Here is a 26555-nt window from a genome sequence, read left to right as displayed (position 1 = left end):
TCAAAAAGTTTTACAATTACCAATTCACACAGATTTGTTTTTCTTTTAAACAGCAATGCTTACATTAGTTACTCAAAGAATGTCTGCATATCGCTTATTCTTAAAGTAAAAGAAATTTTTAGTTGTAAAACTCCCCTTCAATTTCAACTAAATCAAGACCAAAAAATAAAAGATGAAAGTTGTAATTAATTTTATATCCGTTATTTACATCTTAATTTCACTACTAATCTGTGCAAGTAGTTATGGACAGAACCATCCAAGAATAAAATACTTCACTTTAGATGATGGTCTTTCCCAAGTAACGGTTTTAAACCTTTTTAAAGACAGCAATGAATTTGTTTGGATTGGAACTCAAAACGGATTAAATAGGTTTGATGGACACGAGTTTAAACATTATAATTATAACGAGCTAGACTCCACTACAATTTCAGGTAATTACATTACCAAATTACTAGGAAGTCATAATGGAAATTTATGGGTAGGCACTTTGGATGATGGTCTTAATTATTACGACCAAGAATTGGATATATTCCATAGAATTAAGTTAGGAAACAAAAAAAATGAAAATATTACCAGTCTGGAAATTGAGGAAAATGGAACTACATGGGTAGCCTCTAGAAAATCTGGACTGTATAGATTACAGTCTAACAGCAGTGCATCCTTTCAACAAGATAATTTTTTAAATGACAAAGCTTTAAGCGCTTTACAAATAGATAATCAAAAAAAATTATGGATAGGTGGTTTTCAAGGGGAGGTTTATAAATGGGACCTATCCAATTTAAAAAATCCACCTCTTTCGCCAAAATTTAAAGTACAAGGTAATGTGCAGGCATTTTATAAAACCAACGACGGATTGTTAATCGGCACCGATACGGGGATTTTTATATACGATGAAATTAATGATGAAGTATTCCCCTTTGAACTGAACAGTAAGGGCGATAGTCCCATAAAACATGTCACAAAATTCTTAAAGGAAGGAGAATCAAAAGTTTGGATAGGAACTGGGAATGGTCTCTTCTTATTTGATTGGGACGCTAAAAAAGTTTTAAAAAAGATTCAATATAATGAAAATGAAACACTTGGTCTAAGCAATAACACCGTTCATTCACTTTTAAGAATAACTGAAAATCAAATTTTTGTTGGTACCGCCAATAACTTAAACCTCCTTGATTTTAAAGCCCCTTATTTTCATAATATCTCTAAAAATAAAAGAGGGGAACACCTACTGAACGACAATGTGGTTTTTTCCATCTTAAAAGACAAAGATCAACTGTGGATTGGCACATCTGATGGTGGGTTAAATTTAATTAGCCGTGGAAAAACCTATTATTTCAAAGTAGATCAAAATAACCCCTCTAGTATATCTGGTAATGTTGTTCGCGAAATACTTAAAGACACTATAAACCAGAGGCTATGGTTAGCAACTAGCCGTGGATTAAGTATGATTGACTTGGTGTCTTTTGACCCCAACAATCCAAAATTTAGAGTATTTCAACATGACCCAAATAATTCAAAATCAATTAATAACGATTTTATCAAAGGTATTGCCTTGGATAAAAACAATAATCTTTGGGGCGCAACTTTCGGGCATGGTATTTTCAGGCTTACCCTGACAAATGACTATGATACTAAGGTCAAAAGATTCAAAAATGACAAGGGAGACCCAAACTCTCTGATAAATGATTTTACACAATGTATTCTTGTTGATGAACATAATACACTTTGGGTTGGATCCCAAGGAGGATTATCCCAACTAAGTCTTTCAGGCACCAATTTTGACCAAGCAGTTTTCACTAATTATACAGAAGACGAAAACGATACCCATGCTATTTCGGCAAATTCAGTATATGATATTACCATTGATTCTAAAGGAAAATTATGGTTGGCCACCCATTATGGATTAAATCTATTTTTGGGAGACCACAAATTCAAATCATGGGGAAAACAAAAACAGAATACGAACGGAATAATTTATTGTATTCAACATGACGAATCCGACAAGCTGTGGTTAGGTACAACAGAAGGTATTGTAAAGTTTGATCCTCTTTTAGAGGACTTCAAATTTTACGGGGTTCAAGATGGTATTCAGAGTAAAGAATTTGACATCCATGCTAAATTTAAAGACAGGAATGGTATTATATATTTAGGAGGGGTTGCAGGGGTAACCTTTTTTCACCCCAAAAACTTAGAAGAAATTGATAGGCCGGAATCACTTTATTTTTCACAATTAAGGGTAAGGGATGAAATTGTAAAACCACACAATACAACAAAACCTTGGTTAACATCCGTAATTAACAAGACAGAGCGTTTACAATTCAAAAATAATGAATTCCCTTTTTACCTTGGCTTTTCAAGTATTGATTATAGACTTCATAAAGATGTATCTTTTGCCTATAAACTACTCCCTACAGATACAGAATGGAATATTTTAAAAGATCCTGAAATCCAGTTCTTAAATCTTCCAGCTGGTCACTATACCTTACAAGTTAATGGCTTTTCACGAGGTAAGGAATGGGAACAAGAACCTTTACAAATGAACCTTGAAATATTACCGCCATGGTGGGCAACTTGGTGGGCATATATTATTTATGCCAGTATTGCAGTGGCATTTGCCGACAGGTTTTACCGCTTTCAACTCTCAAAAAGATTGGCCGTGGAAGAAAGCCTTCGCCTAAAAGAGGTGAGTCAATTAAAAAATAGTTTATATGATAATATAACCCATGAATTCAGAACACCATTAACGGTAATACTAGGAATGACAGATTCTCTAGAAAGCAAGTTTGATACCCATACCACACCGCATATTAAAAACGCGGTTGATATGATTCGTAGAAATGGTAAAAATCTGTTGTCACTAGTTAATGAAATGCTTGATCTTTCCAAACTTGAAAGTGGGCATATGGAAACCAATCTTGTTCAAATCAATGTAATACCATTTATTAAATATTTAGGCGAAAGCTTTCATTCCTTTGCCCAAGAAGATGACATTCACTTTACGGTCTATTCTGAAGTTGATGAATTAATAATGGATGTGGATTCACATAAATTATCAACTATAATATCAAATCTACTTTCAAATGCTATCAAATTTACTCCAGCCTTAGGCAAGATTGTTCTTCATATTCACCATGAAAACAATACCATGTTGATTATTAAAGTTACTGATACGGGTATGGGGATAACCAAAGAGGAATTACCTCATATTTTCAATAGATTTTACCAGGTTGATGCAACAGTTACCAGAAAAAGGGATGGTACAGGAATTGGCCTCGCTTTAACCAAGGAATTGGTGAATTTACTTGGTGGGGACATTTCGGTAGATAGCACACCAAATAAAGGCAGTGTTTTCAAAGTAACACTACCCATAACCCAAAAGGCCCCAAAGGTCACTATTGAATCATTAAAACGAAATCAAAAAAAATCGGATCCAGAAATAGATTTTATAGGATTACAGGATAACACCGTTAAAAACGATGAGAATTTACCATTGGTGCTAATTATTGAAGACAATAAGGATGTTTCCTATTACTTAAAACAATGCTTAAGCGGATATTATCATACCATCCACGCAATCAATGGTAATATAGGCCTGGAAATGGCTTTTGAACACACTCCTGATATTATAATATCGGATGTTATGATGCCTGGTAGAGATGGGTATGAAGTATGTAGTATGCTCAAAAAAGATGAACGTACAGATCATATCCCTATTGTTTTATTGACCGCCAAGGCAACCACAAAAGATCGAGTAATAGGACTTACCCAAGGCGCAGACGCTTATTTGGCAAAACCATTTAATAAAGAGGAGTTATTTACAAGATTGGAGCAATTGCTTTCTTTAAGGAAAAAATTAATCCATAAATTCCAACAGGGCCAAGTTACCGAAGTAATAGCAAAACAACCAAAAAATGCCGAAACAAAGTTTATTGCCAAAGTCATCAATTTGATTCATGAAGAATTGGATAATTCTACTTTTGGTATCGCTCAACTTAGTCTTAAACTGCGTTTAAGTGAATCCCAAGTTTACCGAAAACTAAAGGCAATCACAGGGAAGTCAACCGCCGTTTTTATAAGAACCATTCGTTTGGAATCTGCAAAGGAATTACTTCAAAATACTGATAAATCGGTTTCAGAAATTGCCTATACCGTTGGTTTTAACGATCCTTCATGGTTTAGCCGTGCCTTTAAGGAAGAATATGGTTACCCACCTAGTGATATATCAAATTAGCCATTCATACCATACCACTATTATTTGCCAAAATTTTTAAATTCATAGCTAAATCTATAGTAGAAAACTGGATATGTTTGTTTCTGAAAAGACACCTTCCCTTCAAGTAACAGCTATACATCTCAATTACAAACTATTATATTATAAATAAAATATAGTTAAACATAAAACACCAATCTTCTCTTCCCAATTACTTGTTCCATCAAAATATTGATAAAAAAGTAAACGCTAAAAAATTTACTACTCGAAGTTAAAATTCTTAAATATAATTTTTGGGTAACAAAAACAAGATTTAAAGAGGTATAATAGAATGATAACTACTTAAATCAATTGTACGTTTTTTTGAACCATAGTTCTTCGATGTCAAATTTTAATTTGACACATGGCCTCTTAAAAGAGAAACACTAAAAACATTACGTTATTGAAATAGAATTGCACAAATACTGCTAGCGAATGAATAAATAGTGAAAACCATTTTTCTGAAGTATATCTAAACTTGTATCACTCCCCGACCACACTTTAGGAAAAAATAAGTAGTTCGACGCTTTATGAAAAATGATACTAAATATCTAATTAAAAAACTGAGATTTCAAATCACAGTTTTCAGTAGTATTATGGTATTGACCTGTGTATTTATCCTATTGATTTACTCGGGTACATTCTCAAAAGACCCTATCCCATTAGCAGAAATTACACTTGACCCAATAGTATCGAGCTATGATATTTCATTATTAGATGATTCCGATAAAAATTCAGATATAAAACTTGGCTATGAGCTGTTTATAAATACGCCCAAATATATTGGTCCAGATAATGGCAATTCGGATATGGTGTACTCCGGTAATAGATTGGCCTGTAACAATTGTCATTTACAGGCCGGCACGAAGCTTTTTTCCGCACCTCTTATTGGCATCATGAACAGATTCCCCCAGTTTAGGGGTAGGGAAAACAAAATTGGCACCATAGAGGAACGAATCAATGGTTGTATGGAGCGTAGCATGAACGGAAGAAAAATTCCAATAGAAAGTACAGAAATGAAAGCATTTGTCAAATACATGGCTTGGCTGAGTAGGTTTGCCCCTGAAAATGGCAAGGTATATGGACAAGGCTTTGTCAAAATTAAAATCCCAAATAGGGCCGTTAGTTTGGAAAAAGGCGAACAAATTTTTGAAACCAACTGTGCCCTCTGTCATGGTAAAACTGGGCAAGGGTTCAAAATACCTGAAAGTTTTACTTATCAATATCCACCGCTTTGGGGGAACGATTCCTACAATGATGGCGCAGGAATGACCCGTGTGATAACATCGGCACAATTCATTAAAGCCAATATGCCCTTTGGAAGTACCCATGATGCTCCTTTATTAAATGACGAAGAAGCTTACGATGTTGCAGGATATATAAATCAACAGAAAAGACCTTCAAAATTAAATAGAGAACATGATTTTCCAGACTTGAAAAGAAAACCGGTATCTACCCCGTATGGACCATATTCCGATACTTTCTCGATACAGCAACATCAAATAGGGCCTTTTCAACCTATCATAGCGTATTATAAAAATGAGTATAATATTGTTAAATCTAAATAAGTAATTATGAAAACAAAGACAAATTCCAGAAGAAACTTCATGGGTGCCATCATGCTTGGCGCTACAGCAAGTACCCTATCTGTGCTTGGTAATCCAGCATTTGCAGGTATGACAGATTTTAATGAAACCCAAATGAACGAAGCGGATGATTGGTTCAAAAAAATAAAAGGAAAGCATCGTATAGTATATGATGGATCCTATCCTCACAAAGGATTCCCAATAATTTGGAACTGGGCCTTTTACCTGTCCAATAACGAAACTGGGTCATCTGACGATGATATCACAGCGATGACCGTTTTACGACACGATGGTATTCCGTTTGCCTTCAATTCTTCACTTTGGAAAAAATACCCTTTGGGAGAGCTTTTTCATGTTAAAAAAGCTGACGGTACCAACTATGAGAGAAATCCTTATTATGAACCTCAAGAAGGTGATTTTCCACTTCCTGTTATTCAAGGAATCAAGGATATGCAAGCTAGAGGTGCCATGTTCTGCGTATGCAACTTGGCAATGTCTGTTTATAGCGGTGCCATTGCACAACAAATGGGATTAGACCCAAAAGAAACATATGAAGAATGGAAAGCGGCGGTATTGCCTGGAATTCAAATAGTACCATCAGGTGTTTGGGCCTTGGGCAGGGCTCAAGAGAAAGGCTGTGGATATATTTACGCCGGTGAATAATCAAATAACAACATATGAAAACAATAGTAAATTTAGCAGTGATGTGCTTTTTCAGCATAATGGTCCTTGCCCAAGAAAAACCGGTCAAAATCGTTTTTGATGTAGCTAGTAGCAACACCCAGGTTCACGAATCGGCAATGCGACATGTAAAAATGATGGCCCAGGCCTATCCAGATTCTAAGTTCGAGATAGTCATATATAGCGGTGCGTATGGTATGGTAGTGAAAGGTAATTCAATTGTTTCTGAAGATATGGAAGATCTTGCCAAAAATGAAAATGTAGATTTTGTGGTTTGCCAAGCATCCTTGAATCGTCATGAAATTGATGATTCTCAGTTGATTACCGGAGTCAGGACTGTTCCTGATGGTATTTTAGAGATTATCCAAAAACAGGGGCAAGGTTGGGGCTATATTAAAGAAGGGCAATAACCCCCGAAGTATCAAATAATAGGAAGTAATTTTTTAAAGTACAAATTATGGAAACCATAGAGATTTTCGGATATATGGGGGCATTGTCCGTTGGTCTGGTTTTAGGTTTGATGGGAAGTGGGGGTTCAATTATAACAATCCCCATTCTCACATACATATTTCAAATCAGCCCCATAACAACTACTGCATACTCCTTATTTGTTGTAGGCACTTCTTCCACGATAGGTGTATTAAGCAATTGGAAAAAGGGGTTGGTAGATTATAGGATAGCCATTGTCTTTAGTGTCCCAGCATTCATTGCGGTATATATTGTCCGTAAATACCTAATACCGATAATCCCTATTGAGATAGTTACTATAAAAGAATTTGTGGTTACCAGAGATACCGGCATTATGGTCCTGTTTGCCATCATCATGCTACTTTCATCGCTATCTATGATTTTGAAAAAAAGGTTGCCCATTAATGGTCATAATACGTATCGCCTTAATTATCCAATTATTATAGTTGCAGGCCTAACTATCGGTTTACTCACTGGTATCGTTGGCATAGGTGGGGGCTTTTTGATTATTCCGACACTGGTGCTATTTATGAAAATACCGATGAAGAAAGCAGTAGCTACTTCTTTGTTTATTATTTCCATAAAATCATTGATAGGTTTTACTGGGGACATTGGAAATTTGGTGATAAACTGGCGTTTTCTGTTGGGTTTTACCCTAATCTCAACCTTAGGCATATGCTTAGGGATTTATATATCTAACTATATTAAAGGTGAACATCTTAAAAAATATTTTGGGTGTATGGTATTGATCATATCCGTTGGCATTTTATATAAAGAGATTTTTTACTGAGGTCTTTAACATTTACATAATAATTCAATTTATAGTGATTTAGCCCTCTTTAAAAATGTAAGTTTTTAATTAATAGATATTTATGGGTAACTTGTTTTTGTTATATCCCCTAAAAAGCATTAGTGCTGTAAATCCATTGATCAAAATAAAATGCAACTTTCTATTAATTACCAAATACCCCATAAAAAATAGAATTTTGGCAACAAAAAAGAAAATCATCCAACCAAATTGCCATCAAGAATATGATTTTGGATGCACATCCCAATGGCGATGAAGTTACCTTGGAACGCAATAAACTATAGCAGTATTGAAGCCATAATCAATGACAACCAATAAATGATGAAAATATCACGATTTACTTTTAAAAATAACCTTAAAGGTAAAAACCTAATTGCCAAATCAATTATATAAGTATGAAGAATAGTAGTGCAGTGAACAAACGTAAAGCAACACCCATTGAAATTGAGAAGGAGGCTTTTCGAAAAATAGGCTATCAACTAATTGATACCATAGCAAATTTTATGGATAGCATAACCGAATACCCTGTTACCAAAGGAGAATCACCTTTACAATTACAAGTACTTTTGGGCAATTCAGGGATGCCAGAAAATGGCCTTTCTGCAGATGAAATCATCTCAAGATCTACAGATCTTCTACTTAACCACTCTCTTTTTAATGGGCATCCTAAATTTATGGGCTACATCACTTCTTCCCCTGCTCCTATTGGCATACTTGCAGATATGTTGTCAGCATCCGTAAACCAAAATGTCGGTGCACAGCTATTAAGTCCTATGGCGACTGAAATTGAAAAGCAAACCATAGGGTGGCTAGCAGAATTCATAGGCGTTTCTCCCCGTTATGGTGGTATTCTAGTAAGTGGCGGCAATATGGCCAATTTTACAGCATTTTTGGCTGCAAGAACTGCTAAGGCATCTCCAGAATTAAAGGATGACGGACTTACAAAAACCAATTCAAATCTGATGGTTTATTGCTCAAAGTCAACACATACATGGGTTGAAAAAGCAGCCATCCTTTTCGGCCATGGGTCAAAATCTGTTCGTTGGATTCCTACTGATTCGGAAAACAAGATGGACAATGAAGTTCTTTCGAAAACAATAAAGGAAGACTTAAAATTGGGTTATCAGCCCTTTATGGTAATAGGTACCGCAGGAGATGTAAGTACAGGAGTTGTAGATAATCTAAAGAAAATTGCATCCATATGTAAACAAAATAACCTTTGGTTTCATATTGATGGGGCCTATGGTGCCCCTGCGGCCATTCTTCCCGAATTAAAGAATCTTTTTGATGGATTGGGTGATGCAGATTCCATTGCTCTTGATCCCCACAAATGGCTCTATGCACCTCTTGAGGCAGGCTGTACACTGGTCAAAAATCCCCAACATTTGATCAACACCTATAGTTCACATCCCGAATACTACAATTTTAGTAAAAATGAGGAAGGTAAATCCTTGAATTTTTATGAATATGGACTCCAAAATTCTAGAGGGTTTCGGGGTCTAAAAGTATGGATGGCATTACAACAAATTGGAAGCAATGGTTATAAAAAAATGATTGCAGAGGATATTGAATTATCCAAATTACTATTCGATTTAGCTGATGAACATCTAGAACTGGAAGCAATAACCCAAAATTTGAGTATCACCACCTTTAGATATATTCCATCCCAAAACCTTCCGGAAAATATTGAAAAGAAGGAAATATATCTCAATACTTTGAATGAGGCCTTATTGGATACATTACAACAAGATGGCAAGGTTTTTTTATCCAATGCCGTTGTACAGGGTAAATACTGTTTAAGAAGCTGTATCGTAAACTTTAGGACTTCAGAGCAAGATATTAAGGAGATTATAGAAATTGTTATTAATGAAGGCACAATAATTCACCAAAAATTGACGACAAATAAATAGTAGATATGAAAAATTACGCCACATGGTTACTGTCACTTGTTTTACTTTTCTTTTTTAGCTGTAAAAACAATAAACTAAAAACGGATTTAAGTTCCTTAAATCTACTAAGAGGAGATTTACAATTGTGCGGTAATGGACAGTTTGGCGATGTTAACTTTTCGGAAACATGCAATTACGAAACTAGAGAAACTTTCAACCTTGCAATTTCTTTGTTACATTCTTTTGAGTATATCGAATCCGAAAAAGCTTTCGTCCAAGTTATAGATACAGATCCAGAATGCGCCATGGCATATTGGGGCGTAGCCATGAGTATTTATCATGGCTTATGGGCGCCACCAAGTGCAGAAGTATTAAAAAAAGGGGTTAAACTACTGGCTGTGGCCGAAAAATTGCCGAAATCCAAAAAAGCAGAACAGTATTTAGAGGCTATCGGTGCTTTTTATAAGGACTGGGAAACGGTTGAAAACCACACCAGAAAATTAAGGTATGCCCAAAAGATGGAAGAAATGTATCTAGAAAATAAGGATGATACTGAAGTTGCCGTTTTTTATGCTTTGGCTTTGCGTGCATCCGCATTGCCAGCCGATAAAACATATTCAAAACAACGCAAGGCAGGAAAAATATTGGAAGACCTTTTCAAAAAAGAGCCAAACCATCCTGGAATTGCACATTACATTATTCACTCGTATGACTATCCCGAGTTGGCAGAGTTGGGTTTAAGCACGGCTCGACGCTATGCCAAAATTGCGCCAGCTTCCGCCCATGCACAGCATATGCCTTCACATATCTTTACGAGATTAGGTCTATGGGAAGAATCTATAAATACCAATATTAATTCAGCTTCCTCAGCTACCTGTTATTCAGAGAGCATGGAAGCAGGAGCACATTGGAATGAGGAAATCCATGCCATGGGCTATTTGGTCTATGCCTATTTACAAACAGGGGATAATAACAATGCGATAAGGCAATATGAATACCTAAAGACTTTTGAAAAGGTATTTCCTGAAAATTTTAAAATTGCCTATACTGCAGCCGCAATTCCCGCCCGTATTGCAGTGGAAAACAAGAATTGGGAAGAAGCTTCTAAAGTAGAACTACCACCAAATTTAGAATTGGATTGGGAGAACTTCCCTTGGCAAAAATCATTATTACATTTTGCAAGGGCATTGGGAGCCATTCATGTGAACGACTTAAATTCGGCAAAAGACGAACTCGAATTGTTAAATTCTTTAGAGAAAGAATTAATCACACTTGGTGATGCCTATAAGGCGAATCAAGTAGCTATCCAAGTCAAATCAGTAGAGGCATGGTTACAGCTAAAAATGGGTAATGCAAGGGAAGCCATAGTTCTAATGACGGCAGCAGCAGATATGGAAAGCCAGACTTCTAAACATCCGGTAACACCTGGGGAAATTTTACCTGCAGATGAACTTTTGGCAGATTTGTATTTAGCGATAGGCCAGCCAAACAAAGCGTTAACGGTATATGAGCTAAACCTAAAAAGACGCCCAAACAGATTTAATGGAATATATGGGGCAGCAGTTGCAGCAAAACAATCTGGCAATAAGGAAAAAGCATTACTTTATTTTAATTCACTTTTAAAACTCATTAAAAAGTCTAGCAGTAAACGTCCTGAAATCAAAGAGGCCGAAGCTTGGGTTGATCAATTTTCAATCTAAATAAAAGGCGAAAAGAATAACTTAAAACCAACATGATGAAAACAAAATTAGGTATCGTAATTGTTGCATTGTCATTACTTATTGGCATTCATTTTATAACCAAGAATACCAGTAGTTCTACGATTAAGAATTATCAAAAAGCGTCCTTTAGTTTAACAAAGTGTACGCCTACAAAATTCATGTTGGACAACGTAGATACCACACAACAGATTTCTCCACTCTTCAATAATCTTGGCAATCTCCATTTTACAATAAGCACTAAAAATAAAAGGGCTCAAGACTTCTTTGATCAAGGTGTGAAATTATCTTACGCCTTTAACCATGCTGAAGGCCACCGCTCTTTTATGGAGGCGGCAAGATTGGACCCAAATTCTGCGATGACCTATTGGGGACAAGCATATGCCCTAGGACCAAACATAAATGATCCTTTACCTCTTGAAGAAAGAAAGATTAAAATAAACGAGGCAATGGCTAAGGCTAATCGTTTGGCAACCAAAGCCACTCCTAAGGAAAAAAAATTAATAAAAGCATTGTCCGCTAGATATAGCGAAAATTTAAGTGCCGACATAGCCAATCTTAATATGGCCTACATGAAGGAAATGGAAAAAGTGGTACAACAATACCCTAATGATGCCAACATTCAAATTTTATATGCCCAATCGGTCATGAACACCGTTCCTTGGAATTACTGGGATAAAGACGGGAATCCGTCTCCAAATATTAAAGGAGCAAAGGCTTCACTTGAGAAAGCGATGGAATTAGAACCTGAAAACCCTGGTGGACATCACTATTACATACACATGGTAGAATTGCCTTATCCCGATTTGGGAGTTGCAAGTGCCGATCAATTGGCCTCTTTAATGCCGGGCGCAGGTCATATCGTACATATGCCCTCGCATATATACATTAGGGTAGGAAGATATTTAGATGCCGTAAAAATTAACCAAGCTGCAATTTTGGCAGATGAGGATTATATTGCCCAATGTTTTTCCCAAGGGTTATACCCTTTATCGTATTATCCACATAACATCCATTTCTTGTGGTCTTCGGCAAGTTTGTTAGGTAGTAGTGGCATTGCCATAGATGCAGCTAAAAAGACTGCGGAAAAAGTTCCCGTTGGTGAATTAATAGAAATGTCATTTCTTCAAGATTTTGCCTCAACACCATTACTGGCTTATACGCGATTTGGTAAATGGAACGAAATTCTAACCATACCGGCACCTGATCCTAAAATTAAACACCTAAACCTCATACGGCATTATGCCAGGGGAATAGCATTTGTACGAAAGGGAAATATAAAAGAAGCGCAAGAAGAATTAGATGCAATTGCCCTACTTAAAAAAGATCCTGAATTGGAAACGTTAATAGCAACGGCAAACAATGCTTCCATTCACTCCGCCAATATAGCCTATGAAGTGGTAGCGGGTGAATTGGCAGCCTTAAAAGGTGATATTTCAAATGCAATTGAACATCTAGAAAAAGCAGTTGCTTTTGAGGATGGATTAACCTATACGGAACCCGCTGCATGGCATATACCTACGCGACAAAATTTAGGAGCGGTATTAATGAAAGCCCATAAATATGAGGATGCAGAAAAAATATTTAAGGAAGATTTAGAAATTCTTCGTCAAAATGGTTGGTCTTTATTGGGATTGTATAACAGTTTAAAAGCGCAAGGTAAGGCAGAAGAAGCCAAGGTAATAAAGCAGGAATTTGAAAAAGCTTGGGAACATGCCGATATCGATATAAATACCTCTGTCCTCTAAGTAAGCGAATAATGAAATTCAATAAAAAATCAAAGTATTGGTATGCGCTGACAGCGGTTTTCGTTATTGGAATGCTGTTTTTTAGATACAGGGCAACTACTAAATCCGCGGAACTACCCGTTTTTAGGCCCACGGATTTTAACCCTCAACTGGTTGATCGGTACTTACAACATAGCAATAATGATCATACCATTGCCGATTTTGAATTAGTCAATCAGAATGGAAAAATAGTCACGCAAACTGATTATAAAAATAAGATTTATGTAACTGATTTCTTTTTTACGCGTTGCCCTAGTATATGCCCTATAATGTCTAATAATATGGAAAAATTGCAGAATATCTTCTTAGATGACAATGATGTCATGTTGCTTTCCATGTCAGTCACTCCTGAAATGGATAGTGTTCCTATACTAAAAAAATATGCCAAAAAACATGGTGCCATTGATGGTAAATGGAATATCACCACTGGTAAAAAAGTGCATATTTATAATTTGGCCCGTAAAAGTTATTTTGCGGTTGTTGATCAAGGTGATGGTGGGCTACAAGACTTTATCCATACCCCAAATTTTATCCTTATTGATAAGAATAAACATATTCGCGGGGTATACGACGGCACAAAAGATGAAGAAATTGAGCGTATTGTTGCTGATATCAATCTTTTAAGGAACAGTCACTGATATTGTCATAGGATACTACAATGCCAGTGACTGTTTTTTTTATAAGCTACCCTTTGGTTATAGGTGTAATTTCCATCACCCTAAACTCTACAGGACCATGATCGCCCTGTATCATAATGGGTCCAGCTTCAGCTTCATTGTTATCTAATGCGCCACCGGTCATTCCATCAATATTTTGGTTTGAAATAACGGTTTTACCATTTGCGACAATAGTAACACGCCTACCGATTAAGGTAATGTCAAAGGTTTGCCACTCCCCTGCTTTCATGGCTACATTTTCATTTGGGGAAAGCAGTCCGTAAATACCTCCAAAATATATAGAAGCTGCTTCCAATCCTATATTATCTGCTATTTGCACCTCATAACGTCCTCTCAAATATAAACCGCTATTACTTCCTTCTGGGTAACGGAATTCTGTATGAAGTTTAAAATCCTTGAATTTTTCTTCCGAAATTAGGTTTACTCCAGATTTAGGACTTGTCAATATCCCATCAACAACTAACCATTGATTATCAGGTTTTAGCACCCATCCATCTAAATTCTTACCATTAAACAGGGAAATGGTCTTTCCCATTTTAATATTTTCATAAAAAGGTAATTCAGGTGATTTTGTAGCTGTCCAATTATAGGTTTTGCCATCGGCATATACCATAGTGCCTTCAAGACCTTCGCCTACTAATTTACCTTCAAACTCCATATTCGAAGCACCAGGTTCCCACTGTGGCGGTATTTCAAAAGAAAAAATATCGCCATACTTTTTAATTTCCGCAATAGGTCGTGCACTACCAAATGCATAGGTAAATCTACCAATTAATGTATTGGTTCCAGAATGTCTAACCTCTAACCAAGCTGGCAATTCCATACCTTCTTGGGTAATGGTCAAATTCCATTTACCTTCTAAAGGATGACCTTCTTGACCCTTTACCGTGCAATAACTAAAAATTAGAATTGAGAAAAATAAAAATCTGTATTTCATAAATCTGTCGCTTTAATATATCCTTTCAAATATAGTTCAAGTCACACTTAACCCCTACCCTTGTAATGGTAAAATTCATGTATTTAATCAAAAATCAGCATATAAAAATAAATATTTCACAATTTGAGTAAGAGACCACTAAAAATCCTATTATAATTCTTGGTACTTTGGTTTCGATATTTATTAATTTTAGGGATTCCTAAAATATACAATTCAAGATGAGATTATTTTTCAAGTTCCTACTCCCGATTACCATTATATGTATTACGATTATTTCTTGCCAAAATAAAAAACCCGTTGAAACACCTGTAGTTATTTTTGAGGACAGCACTACTGTAACCGAAAAAATAAATACTGCTAGAGCCAATGTCTCTGCCATTGTTGGAGACGGACTGGAATTGAGTCTTTGGGCAACAGATTCCTTGGCACCGGACCCCATTGCGATGGATATGGATAAAAATGGCAAAGTTTACATCACTAGATCTAATCGAAACAAAAATTCAGAATTTGACATTAGAGGACATCGCGATTGGATGACCGCATCTATTGGATTACAATCTGTTGAGGAAAGAAGGGAATTTCTACATGAAACCTTTGCGCCAGAGCGCAGTAAGGAGAATAATTGGTTTCCAGATTTAAATAACGATTCCATACATGATTGGCATGATTTGGCTGTAGAAAAGGATGAAATTTGGATGCTGGAAGACACCAATGGCGATGGTATTGCAGATGTATCCACTCAAATATTGAATGATTTTAATGATGAAGTTAATGATGTTGCCGGAGCACTTTTGGTACGTGATGAAGATGTCTTTTTAGGTATAGGGCCAGACATGTACCGTCTAAGAGATACCAATGACGACAAAATTTTAGATGAAAAAACAAGTATTGCCACAGGGTTTGCGGTACATATTGGCTTTGGAGGTCATGGCATGTCCGGTGCCACTGAAGGTCCCGACGGTAAAATTTATTGGGGTATTGGTGATATTGGCGCTAACATCACCACTGTAGATGGGGTAAACCATAAATATCCCAACCAAGGTGTCATTGTAAGAAGTAATCCAGATGGTAGTGATTTTGAAGTTTTCGCACGTGGACTACGAAACACACACGAATTTGTTTTTGATGCTTACGGCAATATTATATCTTCTGACAATGATGGTGACCATAAGGGAGAGAGTGAACGTTTAGTACATATCGTAGAAGGTTCTGACGCTGGTTGGCGGGCCAATTGGCAGTATGGTAAATATACGGATCCAAACAATAATGGATATAACGTTTGGATGGATGAGAAACTATATATTCCTAGATGGGAAGGTCAGGCCGCATACATTATTCCTCCGATTCAAAATTTTCACAATGGCCCTACTGGCATGCTTTATAATCCTGGTACGGCATTAGGAAAAAAATGGTTGGACAAATTCTTTTTAGTGGAATTTGTAGGAGACCCAAGTCGATCACATATATGGTCTTTTGACCTGAAACCAAAAGGGGCAACGTTTGAGCTCAATACTGATCAATCTATATTGACAGGTGTATTGCCAACTGGAATTGCCTTTGGACCGGACGGAGCCTTATTTATTGCGGATTGGATAAATGGTTGGGGGTCTAAAAATTTTGGTAGGGTTTGGAAAATGGATGTTTCCGAGAATGAAAACGATTTGGAACAGGAGCGTCTGGAAACTGAAAGGTTAATGACGCATAATTACAAAGACGATGATACCGATAATTTAATCAAGTTATTGAGCTATGGTGACATGCGTATTCGTAAAAAAGCACAATTTGAATTAGCAAAAAGAACATTTTGGGGCTATAGAGCACTAAAAAAGGCCATTCTTGAAGAGGAAAACCAATTGGCAAGAATACATGCCATTTGGGGCATAGGCCAAGTAGCATCAGACAGTAATGACAAGGCAGAACCACTACTAGCTCTGTTAACTGATCAAGATCCTGAAATAATTGCACAGGCAGCAAAAGTTTTGGGTGATGTTAGATATAAACCTGCTGCAGAACCTTTAGTGAACCTTTTGGCCAATGAGAATGACAGGGTAAAGTTTTTTGCTGCACAGGCATTGGGTAGGTTACAGTATGAAAATGCTATAGAACCCTTATTAAATTTAATTTCTTCCAATGGCGACAAGGACCTGTATCTAAGACATGCCGCAGTATTGGCCTTATCTAGAATTGGTAATACTGCCCCTATCTTAAAATTAGCCAATAGTGAAAATAAAAGTTTACGTATTGCTGCAGTTCTAGTTTTAAGAAGACTACAGGACCCCAATATTAGTGTTTTCCTTGAAGATAAGGATGAATATATAGTTGCCGAAGCCGCTAGGGCAATAAATGATGATTGGTCTATAGAGCCTGCTTTACCTGCCCTGGCAAATACCTTAAACGAAGAAAGGTTTACATCGGAACCCTTGCTAAGAAGAGCAATCAACGCCGCGTTAAGGGTTGGAACGGAAAAAGAGCTGAACTCACTTATCAACTTTGCAAAACGTGAAAATGTTTCTAACATTTTAAGGGGGGAAGCACTTGCAGCATTAGGAACTTGGAACCAACCTTCCGTTCTTGACAGGGTAGATGGAAGGTATAGAGGAGAGATTACCCGAGAAGGAGATATTTTGAAAAACAAATTACAGCAAGAAATTCCCATCTTCTTAGAGGATCAAAACCCTGAAATATTAATTGGTATATCAAAAGCAATCAGCGCAGTTGGTATTGAGTCATATAATGATGGGCTTTATACTATTTTTCGTCAAAATAAGGACCCAAAGGTAAGGGCGGCTATGTTGGCCGCTTTAGGGAATTTAAATTTTGCTAAAATGGAAATGGCAATGTCTCTAGGAATGCAAGATGCAAATGAAGAGGTTAGGACATCTGCTGTTAGTTTGTTATCAAAACTGGATTTACCTAAAGAAAAACTACCTGCTATTGTGGGACCAATATTCCAAAAAGGATCAGTTGGCGAACAACAAGAAATGCTAAATGTTTTGGGTTATTTACCTTCGGATAAAAGCAAGGCCATATTAGCTAGCCTTATAACCAAAGCTAGCAAGAACCAAATTGGACAAGGTATTATGTTGGACTTGATAGAATCTGTTGAATCAACTGAGGATACCGATTTAATTACACAAATGGATCAGCTTAAAAAAGCCGGGTACACTGCAGATTCCTATCAAGAAACCCTTTACGGTGGTAACTGGTGGTCAGGAAGAACTGTTTTTAATAATAATCCTACAGCCCAATGTGTACGATGCCATGCTGTTAATGGTTCTGGAGGTGAAGTAGGCCCCGCTTTAGATAATATTGCCAATATACTTTCTCGTGAAAAATTATTGGAAGCATTAATAGAACCAAGTGTAAGATTGGCTCCCGGTTATGGATCGGTAACTTTGACAATGACAGACGGACAAAAAGTGACTGGTGTCCTAATTGAAGAACGTGACCATGATTTATTATTAAGAACTTCTGAAGCAGAACCTATGGAAGTTCCATTACGACGAATAGCTAAAAGGGAAAATTCCATTTCTGCAATGCCACCAATGGGAAGAATGATTAGTAGACGTGAATTAAGGGATTTAATGGAGTATTTGGGAAGTCTAAAGAAAAAGGATAGCTAATTAATTTATATCTTTTATCGATTTCTTGGCCAATTGATATTCTGCTACCATTTCTTTGATTATGGTGGCAGTTGGCTTTATGTCATGAATCAAAGCAGCTACCTGACCTATTTCCAGTTCGCCTTCTTCGAGATCACCTTCGAACATGCCTTTTTTTGCCCTACCCCTACCTAATAATTTTTTCAACTCTTCCTTGTTGGCATTATGGGTATATGCTTCCTTAATTTCATAATAAAACTTGTTCTTTAAAAGCCGTACCGGGGTCAATTCCTTTAAGGTCAATTCCGTTGCTCCCTCACTTGCATGAACCACCTCATGTTTAAAATTTAAATGGTTTGATGCCTCATTGGATGCGACGAATCTACTACCAACTTGAACACCATCGGCACCTAAAACCATGGTTGCCAACATGGCCTGCCCGGTTGCGATACCTCCAGCGGCAATTAGTGGAATATTTATTTTCTCTTTTACTGTCGGAATTAACACCAAGGTTGTAGTCTCCTCTCTCCCATTATGCCCACCAGCTTCAAAACCCTCGGCAACTACTGCATCAACACCAGCTTCCTCTGCCTTTAACGCAAATTTTAAGCTACTAACTACATGTACTACTATAATTCCGTTTTCCTTCAAAAATGTTGTCCAAGTTTTAGGATTACCTGCTGAAGTAAAAACGATTTTAACCCCTTCTTGCACTATTACCTGCATAAGCTCCTCAATATCAGGGTACAGTAGAGGCACATTGACACCAAAAGGTTTATCGGTCGCTTTTTTACATTTTTGGATATGTTCACGCAATACTTCAGGATACATACTACCTGCGCCCAATAAACCTAATCCCCCTGCGTTGCTCACAGCAGAAGCCAAACGCCATCCACTGGTCCAGACCATGCCCCCTTGAACAATAGGATATTGAATTTTAAATAGTTGGGTGATTTTATTTTGCATTTATTTCTTAACTGATAACACCTGAACCTATAAGCTCATCGCCTATATACCAAGCCACAAACTGCCCTTCAGTGATTGCAGACTGTTTTTCTTCAAAATCAACATATAAACCGTTATCAATTTGATATAAAGTAGCATTTTGGAGTTCTTGCCTATAGCGTATACGAGCCTTAACCGCTAATTTCTCATCAGCTTTAAGGCGTAAGTCTTCCCTTATCCAGTGTATTTCATTTTCCTGAACAAACAAAGTACGTCTGTAAAGTCCTGGATGGGATTTACCTTGACCTGTATAAATTATATTCTCATTTACATCCGTATCTATCACAAAAAGAGGTTCCTTGGTACCCCCTACATGCAACCCCTTACGTTGCCCTTTAGTAAAATAATGTGCTCCTTGGTGTTCTCCAACCACTACTCCATCAGAAACATTATATACCGGTTTTTGCGAATAAAAGGCTAATTCCTCTTTTTTAGAATCAAATACCGGTATAAGTTTTTCATATTTAGATACCGTTGCCGCAACCTCAATAATTTTACCTTTTTTAGGCTTTAATTTTTGTTGTAAGAATTCAGGTAAACGTACTTTACCAATAAAACAAAGTCCTTGGGAATCCTTTTTATCAGCGGTAATCAATTTCATATCAGCAGCTATCTTACGAACTTCCGGTTTTGTCAACTCACCAATGGGAAATAGTGTTTTGGATAATTGTTCTTGGGATAACTGACATAGAAAATAAGACTGATCTTTATTGGTATCCTTGCCAGATAACAATTGGTAAGTTTCCGACCCATCGGTATTTTGTATGGTCCTTTTTCTGCAATAGTGCCCTGTAGCCACATAATCTGCTCCCAATTGCATCGCAATTTTCAAAAACACATCAAACTTAATCTCTCTATTGCAAAGTACATCAGGGTTTGGCGTACGCCCCATTTCGTATTCCCTGAACATATAATCCACAATACGTTCCTTATATTCCACACTCAAATCTACCGTTTGAAATGGTATCCCTAATTTTTCAGCTACAATTAATGCATCATTACTATCCTCTAGCCATGGGCATTCCTCAGAAATAGTTACCGAATCATCATGCCAATTTTTCATAAAAAGGCCTATAACATCGTAACCCTGTTCTTTTAAAAGATAGGCTGCAACACTAGAATCTACTCCACCTGAAAGACCAATAACTACTTTTTTCATACTGACATATTTGTCGGTACAAAAATACAAAATTACAGTTCAAAGCAGATTTTTATGAAGTGTACTAATTAGGGTGTTACTATAACTATTTGGCAAACTAGTATAATCAAACAACATAAGTAGATCGGTTAGCATACAAATTTACCTACTTGACAACTCAATTTTTTTTTACCATTTAATTAGTTACATATTTACATCCCCAAAACTTACCAAACCAAACCTTAATCAATGGTAAAAGCCTTTCCAATTTGGAAAGGCTTTTCATTTTATACTTAATCTGTAATGTGAGTAATTATTTCTTCTTTTGAGATTCTGCTTGTTCCATCATTTCACGCATTTTACGTTGAAACTTATTTTCTTTCTTAGGCTTCTTTTTATTCTCTTGGATTTGTGCATGTATCTTGTCATTATCCAATATGACATTTTTAATAACCAACATTATTCCAATGGTAATTAAGTTAGATACAAAATAGTATAAACTTAATCCACTGGCATAGTTGTTAAAAAAGAACAACATCATAAAAGGCATTAAATACATGATGAACTTCATGTTTGGCATACCCGGTTGAGTTGGCATATTCTGACCAGTAGTCATCATCATATAAAAGAATATGGCAATAGAAGCCAAAATAGGAAACAAACTAACATGATCTCCATAAAATGGAATTGAAAAACCTTCCGGAAACTGGTATATCGTATCAAAGGATGATAAATCATCTGCCCATAAAAATGATTTCTGTCGCAACGCAAAAGACGTTGGGAAGAACATGAACAATGCATAGAAAATTGGCATTTGAAGAAAAGCCGGCACACAGCCACTCATGGGACTTACACCTGCCTTGCCATACAACTTCATGGTTTCTTGCTGCTTTTTCATGGCATTATCCTTATACTTTTCACCAAGTTCTGTGATTTCTGGCTTTAATACTTTCATCTTGGCTTGAGATAGATAAGACTTATAAGTAACCGGGGACATTGCCAAACGAACTAATATGGTCATAATTACGATGGCTATACCATAAGGGAAATAAGAACTTAAAAAGGAATAAAACGGTGTAAACACATACCTATTTATCCATCCAAAGATTCCCCATCCAAAAGGAATGGAGTCTACCAAGCCCATATCACCATACTTAGAAAGTACTGCCACATCGGTAGGTCCAAAATACATATGCATGTTTTTGGCTATTTCACCACCTTTAACCTCAATTGGTAGTTCAGAAGTATATTCCTTTGTAAACCCAAAAGTTCTACTCTCTTCTTCTACCAAATTAGTAGAAGTCAATTTCCCACTTTTGAAGGGCTCGTCAGCAACTAAGATGGTACTAAAAAAATGTTGCCTGTAGGATAGCCAAGAAATAGCTTCCTCAGCCTCTTCATCATCACTACCTTCTGAAAGTTTACTGATTTTATCACCCTCATGCTGATAGGTTAACCTTGTATACCTGTTCTCATATTGAATACTTTTGGAATGTCTAATTCCTTTTAAGTTCCAATCCAAGGTAACCGGTTTACCGTCATTAATAACATTATCCAACCCTTGGGTACGTATAGTGAAATCAACCAAATAATCGTCTGGTTTCATTTCATAGCGATATTCCAAGTATCGGTTATCTGATGTTTTTGCTTTTAATGAAAGTACTTGGTTATCACCTGATTTGCTCATTGAAGGCTCAAAAAACAAATCTGAAGTACTTAACACCCTATTGTCCGTTGTTGAAAAATTCATGTCCAAGGACGCATTTCCATCTTTCACCAAGTAAACCGGAACCGAATCATAGGTGACAAAGTTTTTCATTTTTGCCTCTACAATTTGACCGCCTTTATTACTTATTTTTAGAAAAAGTACTTCGTTTTCTAAAGTAGTCGTCCCTTCTGTTGGGGCAGTAAACCCAAATGACCCCAATTGACTTTTATAATTTGCAACAGCTGTGGAATCACTTAAGTTAAGTTCTGGCTCAACCTCTTTTACCTCTTTTATAGCTTCTTTAGCAACCTGTGCATCAATCTGTTCTTGTTTAGCCTTTTCTGCCTCAAGTTCTTCTGGCGTAGGCCTGTTTTGATAAAACATGAATATTAATATTCCAAAAATCAGTACAAAACCGATTATAGAATTTACATCCAACTTCTTTTCTTCCATCTAAAATATCTTAATTGTATGGTAATTGTTTGGTTTTCAGAAAGCAAATATATGCCCAATTAGGCAGTTTATGCCATACTGGCATTAGTTTGTGCCTTTTTGTGTATTAATGCGGCTTTTACAAATCCCACGAACAAAGGATGTGGATTGGCCACGGTACTTTTGTACTCAGGGTGATACTGTACACCAATAAACCATGGATGGTCCTTTAACTCCACTATCTCAACAAGATTGGTCTCCGTATTGATTCCTGACGCAATTAATCCGGCATTTTCCAATTGTTCTTTATAGGCATTATTAAATTCATATCTATGGCGATGACGTTCAGAAATTTCTTTGGCACCATCATAAACTTTTTGCACCAAGCTATTGTCCTTAAGCAAACAATCCCAAGCACCCAAACGCATTGTCCCTCCTTTGTTGGTAATGTTTTTTTGTTCTTCCATTAAGTTTATTACCGGACTAGTTGTATTCGCATCCATCTCGGTAGAACAGGCATCCTTAATACCCAGTACATTTCTAGAATATTCTATAACGGCCATTTGCATTCCTAAACAGATACCTAAAAATGGTATGTTGTTCTCCCTTGCATAATTTACCGCTTTTATTTTTCCTTCAATTCCCCTTTCTCCAAATCCTGGAGCTACCAAAATACCATCAAGGCCTTTTAATTTATTATCTAAATTCTTACCCTTTAAATGTTCAGAATGTATGGAACGTACCTTCACTTTTACCTCATTCTCAGCACCTGCATGTATAAACGCTTCTAAAATAGATTTATAAGAATCCTGTAATTCTACATATTTACCCACCAGACCAATGGTAACCTCATTTTTTGGGTTTTTATGTCTTTTTAAGAATTTATTCCAATTGGTTAAATCTGGCTCTGTAGTATCAGGTAAATTAAGTTTATTTAAAGTAACTGTGTCCAATCCTTCTTCCTGCATTAACAATGGAACATCATAAATGGTAGAAGCATCTATACTTTGTATTACTGCCTCTCTTTTGACATTACAAAAAAGTGCCAACTTGTCTTTAATCTCATCAGATATTTCATGTTCAGTTCTACAAACCAAAATATCAGCTTTGATACCACTCTCCATTAAGGTCTTCACAGAATGCTGTGTAGGCTTGGTTTTCAACTCCCCAGCGGCAGATAAATAAGGCACTAATGTTAAATGAATAACAATTCCGTTATTATCGCCCAGTTCCCATAGTAGCTGACGTACAGCTTCTATATAAGGTAAAGATTCTATATCACCAACGGTACCTCCAATTTCGGTAATAACAATATCATAATCACCACTTTTACCTAATATTTGAACCCGGTCCTTTATTTCGTTGGTAATGTGTGGTACTACTTGAACGGTTTTCCCTAAAAACTCACCTCTACGTTCTTTTTCTATAACACTTTGGTAAATTCTTCCAGTGGTAACATTATTGGCCTGCGAAGTCCTTACATTAAGAAAACGCTCGTAATGACCAAGATCTAAATCGGTTTCTGCGCCATCATCGGTTACATAACATTCACCATGCTCGTACGGATTAAGAGTACCTGGATCTACATTAATATAGGGATCTAGTTTTTGAATTGTGGTTCGGTATCCTCTTGACTGGAGTAATTTTGCCAATGAGGCAGCGATAATTCCTTTTCCTAAAGAAGAGGTTACGCCTCCCGTAACGAAGATGTATTTTGTTTGTGACATGTATAGATTTCTGTGTTACGGGACACAAAGTTACAAATTGCCAAAGGAAATTAAGTGCTTTCCTTAGGAAAATCTTTCTGGATCTTTCTTATTATGAATTCCAAATTATTTATTTTGATTTCTAACATAGAACGCAATAATTCTCCCAATTTACCTTCAGGAAAACCTTTTTGTTGAAACCATATTAAATATGCTTCCGGTAAATTTACCAGATAATTCCCCTTATATTTCCCAAATGGCATTCTATAATGGGCCAATTCTATTAATTTGCTTTTATCCGGCTGTATTTCCATTTTTTAAATCTAAAAAAATTATCTTTAAGAAATCAACAATTTTTACAATGAAAAGAAGAAGTTTTATAGGAACAGCGGCAGCAGCATCCGTTGGTTTAGTGGCTACAACCAATGTAGTAGCCAACAGTAACAAACAGGAAATAGCGGATAAATTAAAATACAATATTAATCATAGTGTATGTTATTGGTGTTATAACACAATTCCCTTCGAAGAATTTTTACAGGCTCTTAACTCGTTGGATATTAGGTCTATTGACCTAGTTGACCCTGAACAATTTCCACTTTTGAAAAAATACAATATCCATGCATCTATGTGTTGGGGTGCAGGAAAAGGAATTGTTGAAGGCTGGAACAATCCCGACCTACATGAAGAATTAATCGCTGATTATAAACGCGTTATTCCTTTAGTTGCGGAAGCGGGTTTTACCAATCTTATTTGTTTTAGTGGCAATAGAAATGGCATGAACGACCAAGTAGGACTTCGAAACTGTGCCAAAGGTTTAAAACAATTAATGCCCATGGCAGAAGAACATGGTGTTGTTCTTCAAATGGAACTATTAAATAGCAAGGTGAACCATAAGGATTATATGTGTGATAATTCTGAATGGGGTGTTTCATTATGTGAAGCCATTGGATCTGAAAGCTTTAAACTCCTGTATGACATATATCATATGCAAATAATGGAAGGTGATATCATAAGAAATATTCAAGATTACCATCAATATTATGGTCATTACCATACAGGTGGCAATCCGGGAAGGCATGAAATTGATGAAACACAAGAAATTTTCTACCCGGCCGTTATGAAGGCAATTGTCGCAACTGGATATACTGGACATGTTGCACAAGAGTTTGTACCAAGTTGGGAAGATAAACTTGCAGCATTAAAACAGGGTGTTACTATTTGCGATGTTTAGGCCTAAAAAAGCTTAATCAGAAGAAAGCGCTCTTTGAATCTTAGCAATCCAGTGTTTTTGCTGAGGAACGTTTCGGGAATAATTGGTTTCTATATCATATTCATTTTGAAACATATTTAATTCCCGAAGCGTTTTTTTATAAATGGCCCTTACTTCTTGTTTAACATTTTTAGTGAAACTTGTCTTTGCCATTTCCTCATCCATTTTACGGGCAAATAGTTCAGAAATATCAAAGTGAAGTCTTTCATGGCTTAAGGTTACATCATTGCATATTTTTGGCTTGTACCATGATTCGGTAGGATAAAAGAAGGCATAGACACTATACTCCAATTTCATTTTTCCGTTCTCATAAAATGTAGAGAACCGGTAACTTATTCCGCTTGCTGTGGTTGCGGCAGCCCCAGAACCCATTGGCACTTCGCCTTTAAAATGGTTCCAATTTAATTTTAAGTCGGAACGCCATGGGACTTCTTCTTGACCATAGAGTACAATACAACTTAAAACTGTAAAATATAGTACCGATAATTTACTTAAAGCACCCAATTTAAAATAATTACCTTATCTATATCTGGATGTAAACTATAAAGTACGGGACAGGTATTTGCGGTATGGGTTAAAATTTTCCTGTCCTTTTCTGAAATATTTGAAGGCAAACTCAAGGTCACCTCAATTTTAGAAATTCTTCTTGGATTTACAGCCATGTGCTTGGTTACTTCTGCTTTGGAACCAACCAAATCCACTTCCAAACCATTAGCTTTTATACCCATCATAGTTAGCATGCAACTTGCCAATCCGGTAGCTATGGTATCTGTTGGAGAAAAAGCCTGTCCTAAGCCATTATTGTCCGTTGGTGCATCGGTAACAAAGCTATTACCCGATTTAAGATGCGTACATTCCGTTCGCAAACCACCATTGTATACTACACTAGAAGTCATA

The 26555-nt window shown here is 36.5% G+C and carries 19 protein-coding genes; 11 read left to right on the top strand and 8 right to left on the bottom strand.

Annotated features, from left to right (window positions below):
- Positions 1-172 precede the first annotated feature (172 nt).
- From ACOCEA_RS12635 to ACOCEA_RS12595, 9 genes are all read left to right on the top strand, one after another.
- Entirely contained in the window at positions 173-4228 is a 4056-nt protein-coding gene (locus ACOCEA_RS12635) for a hybrid sensor histidine kinase/response regulator transcription factor (RefSeq protein ID WP_420756615.1), read from the top strand.
- Positions 4229-4776: 548 nt separating this feature from the next.
- Positions 4777-5814, top strand: a complete 1038-nt coding sequence (locus ACOCEA_RS12630; protein ID WP_420756614.1) for a c-type cytochrome — start codon at positions 4777-4779, stop codon at positions 5812-5814.
- Positions 5815-5820: 6 nt separating this feature from the next.
- Positions 5821-6495, top strand: coding sequence for a Tat (twin-arginine translocation) pathway signal sequence containing protein (locus tag ACOCEA_RS12625; RefSeq protein ID WP_420756613.1), 675 nt, complete (start codon positions 5821-5823; stop codon positions 6493-6495).
- A gap of 14 nt (positions 6496-6509) precedes the next feature.
- Complete coding sequence (locus ACOCEA_RS12620) at positions 6510-6923, top strand: DsrE family protein (protein ID WP_420756612.1); 414 nt, start codon at positions 6510-6512, stop codon at positions 6921-6923.
- A 47-nt stretch (positions 6924-6970) separates the two neighbouring features.
- Positions 6971-7771, top strand: coding sequence for a sulfite exporter TauE/SafE family protein (locus ACOCEA_RS12615; protein WP_420756611.1), 801 nt, complete (start codon positions 6971-6973; stop codon positions 7769-7771).
- Between the two features lie 413 nt (positions 7772-8184).
- Complete coding sequence (locus ACOCEA_RS12610; protein WP_420756610.1) at positions 8185-9699, top strand: pyridoxal phosphate-dependent decarboxylase family protein; 1515 nt, start codon at positions 8185-8187, stop codon at positions 9697-9699.
- Between the two features lie 5 nt (positions 9700-9704).
- Positions 9705-11378 carry a tetratricopeptide repeat protein gene (locus ACOCEA_RS12605; RefSeq protein WP_420756609.1) on the top strand — a complete coding sequence of 558 codons (1674 nt, stop codon included), beginning with the start codon at positions 9705-9707 and terminating at the stop codon, positions 11376-11378.
- 35 nt (positions 11379-11413) lie between these two features.
- Positions 11414-13144 carry a tetratricopeptide repeat protein gene (locus ACOCEA_RS12600; RefSeq protein ID WP_420756608.1) on the top strand — a complete coding sequence of 577 codons (1731 nt, stop codon included), beginning with the start codon at positions 11414-11416 and terminating at the stop codon, positions 13142-13144.
- An 11-nt stretch (positions 13145-13155) separates the two neighbouring features.
- Positions 13156-13821, top strand: a complete 666-nt coding sequence (locus ACOCEA_RS12595; protein ID WP_420756607.1) for an SCO family protein — start codon at positions 13156-13158, stop codon at positions 13819-13821.
- A 46-nt stretch (positions 13822-13867) separates the two neighbouring features.
- On the opposite strand, the gene ACOCEA_RS12590 is transcribed toward ACOCEA_RS12595, so the two are convergent.
- Positions 13868-14797 carry a 3-keto-disaccharide hydrolase gene (locus ACOCEA_RS12590; RefSeq protein ID WP_420756606.1) on the bottom strand — a complete coding sequence of 310 codons (930 nt, stop codon included), beginning with the start codon at positions 14795-14797 and terminating at the stop codon, positions 13868-13870.
- 218 nt (positions 14798-15015) lie between these two features.
- Between ACOCEA_RS12590 and ACOCEA_RS12585 the strand changes: the two genes are divergently transcribed.
- Positions 15016-18420, top strand: coding sequence for a HEAT repeat domain-containing protein (locus ACOCEA_RS12585; RefSeq protein ID WP_420756605.1), 3405 nt, complete (start codon positions 15016-15018; stop codon positions 18418-18420).
- On the opposite strand, the gene ACOCEA_RS12580 is transcribed toward ACOCEA_RS12585, so the two are convergent.
- The 5 genes from ACOCEA_RS12580 to ACOCEA_RS12560 all read right to left on the bottom strand — a co-directional run bounded on the left by ACOCEA_RS12580 (position 18421) and on the right by ACOCEA_RS12560 (position 24702).
- Positions 18421-19365, bottom strand: a complete 945-nt coding sequence (locus ACOCEA_RS12580; protein WP_420756604.1) for an NAD(P)H-dependent flavin oxidoreductase — start codon at positions 19363-19365, stop codon at positions 18421-18423.
- 7 nt (positions 19366-19372) lie between these two features.
- Positions 19373-20563 (bottom strand): tRNA 2-thiouridine(34) synthase MnmA, encoded by a 1191-nt coding sequence (gene mnmA / locus ACOCEA_RS12575; protein WP_420756603.1) that lies wholly within the window; start codon positions 20561-20563, stop codon positions 19373-19375.
- Positions 20564-20855: 292 nt separating this feature from the next.
- On the bottom strand, positions 20856-22703 hold the full coding sequence (gene yidC, locus ACOCEA_RS12570) for a membrane protein insertase YidC (protein ID WP_420756602.1): 1848 nt from the start codon (positions 22701-22703) through the stop codon (positions 20856-20858).
- A 68-nt stretch (positions 22704-22771) separates the two neighbouring features.
- Positions 22772-24409 carry a CTP synthase gene (locus ACOCEA_RS12565; RefSeq protein WP_420756601.1) on the bottom strand — a complete coding sequence of 546 codons (1638 nt, stop codon included), beginning with the start codon at positions 24407-24409 and terminating at the stop codon, positions 22772-22774.
- A 50-nt stretch (positions 24410-24459) separates the two neighbouring features.
- Positions 24460-24702: a DUF3820 family protein gene (locus ACOCEA_RS12560; RefSeq protein ID WP_420756600.1), complete on the bottom strand. Its 243-nt coding sequence runs from the start codon at positions 24700-24702 to the stop codon at positions 24460-24462.
- 47 nt (positions 24703-24749) lie between these two features.
- On the opposite strand from ACOCEA_RS12560, the gene ACOCEA_RS12555 reads away from it, so the two are divergent.
- Positions 24750-25619 (top strand): hydroxypyruvate isomerase family protein, encoded by an 870-nt coding sequence (locus ACOCEA_RS12555; RefSeq protein WP_420756599.1) that lies wholly within the window; start codon positions 24750-24752, stop codon positions 25617-25619.
- Positions 25620-25631: 12 nt separating this feature from the next.
- Here ACOCEA_RS12555 and ACOCEA_RS12550 read toward each other — a convergent pair whose 3' ends face one another.
- Both ACOCEA_RS12550 and ACOCEA_RS12545 read right to left on the bottom strand, forming a co-directional pair.
- Complete coding sequence (locus tag ACOCEA_RS12550) at positions 25632-26162, bottom strand: DUF922 domain-containing protein (protein ID WP_420756598.1); 531 nt, start codon at positions 26160-26162, stop codon at positions 25632-25634.
- The gene (locus tag ACOCEA_RS12545) at positions 26150-26554 is read right to left on the bottom strand and encodes an OsmC family protein (RefSeq protein WP_420756597.1); all 405 of its coding nucleotides are present in this window, start codon (positions 26552-26554) and stop codon (positions 26150-26152) included. The genes ACOCEA_RS12550 and ACOCEA_RS12545 overlap by 13 nt, the downstream gene beginning before the upstream one ends.
- Position 26555: the final 1 nt, after the last annotated feature.

Source organism: Maribacter luteocoastalis, assembly GCF_048890225.1.
Classification (GTDB): Bacteria; Bacteroidota; Bacteroidia; order Flavobacteriales; family Flavobacteriaceae; genus Maribacter; species Maribacter luteocoastalis.
The sequence above is the reverse complement of the archived record's forward strand: the minus strand, read 5'-3'. Positions and strand labels throughout refer to the sequence as shown.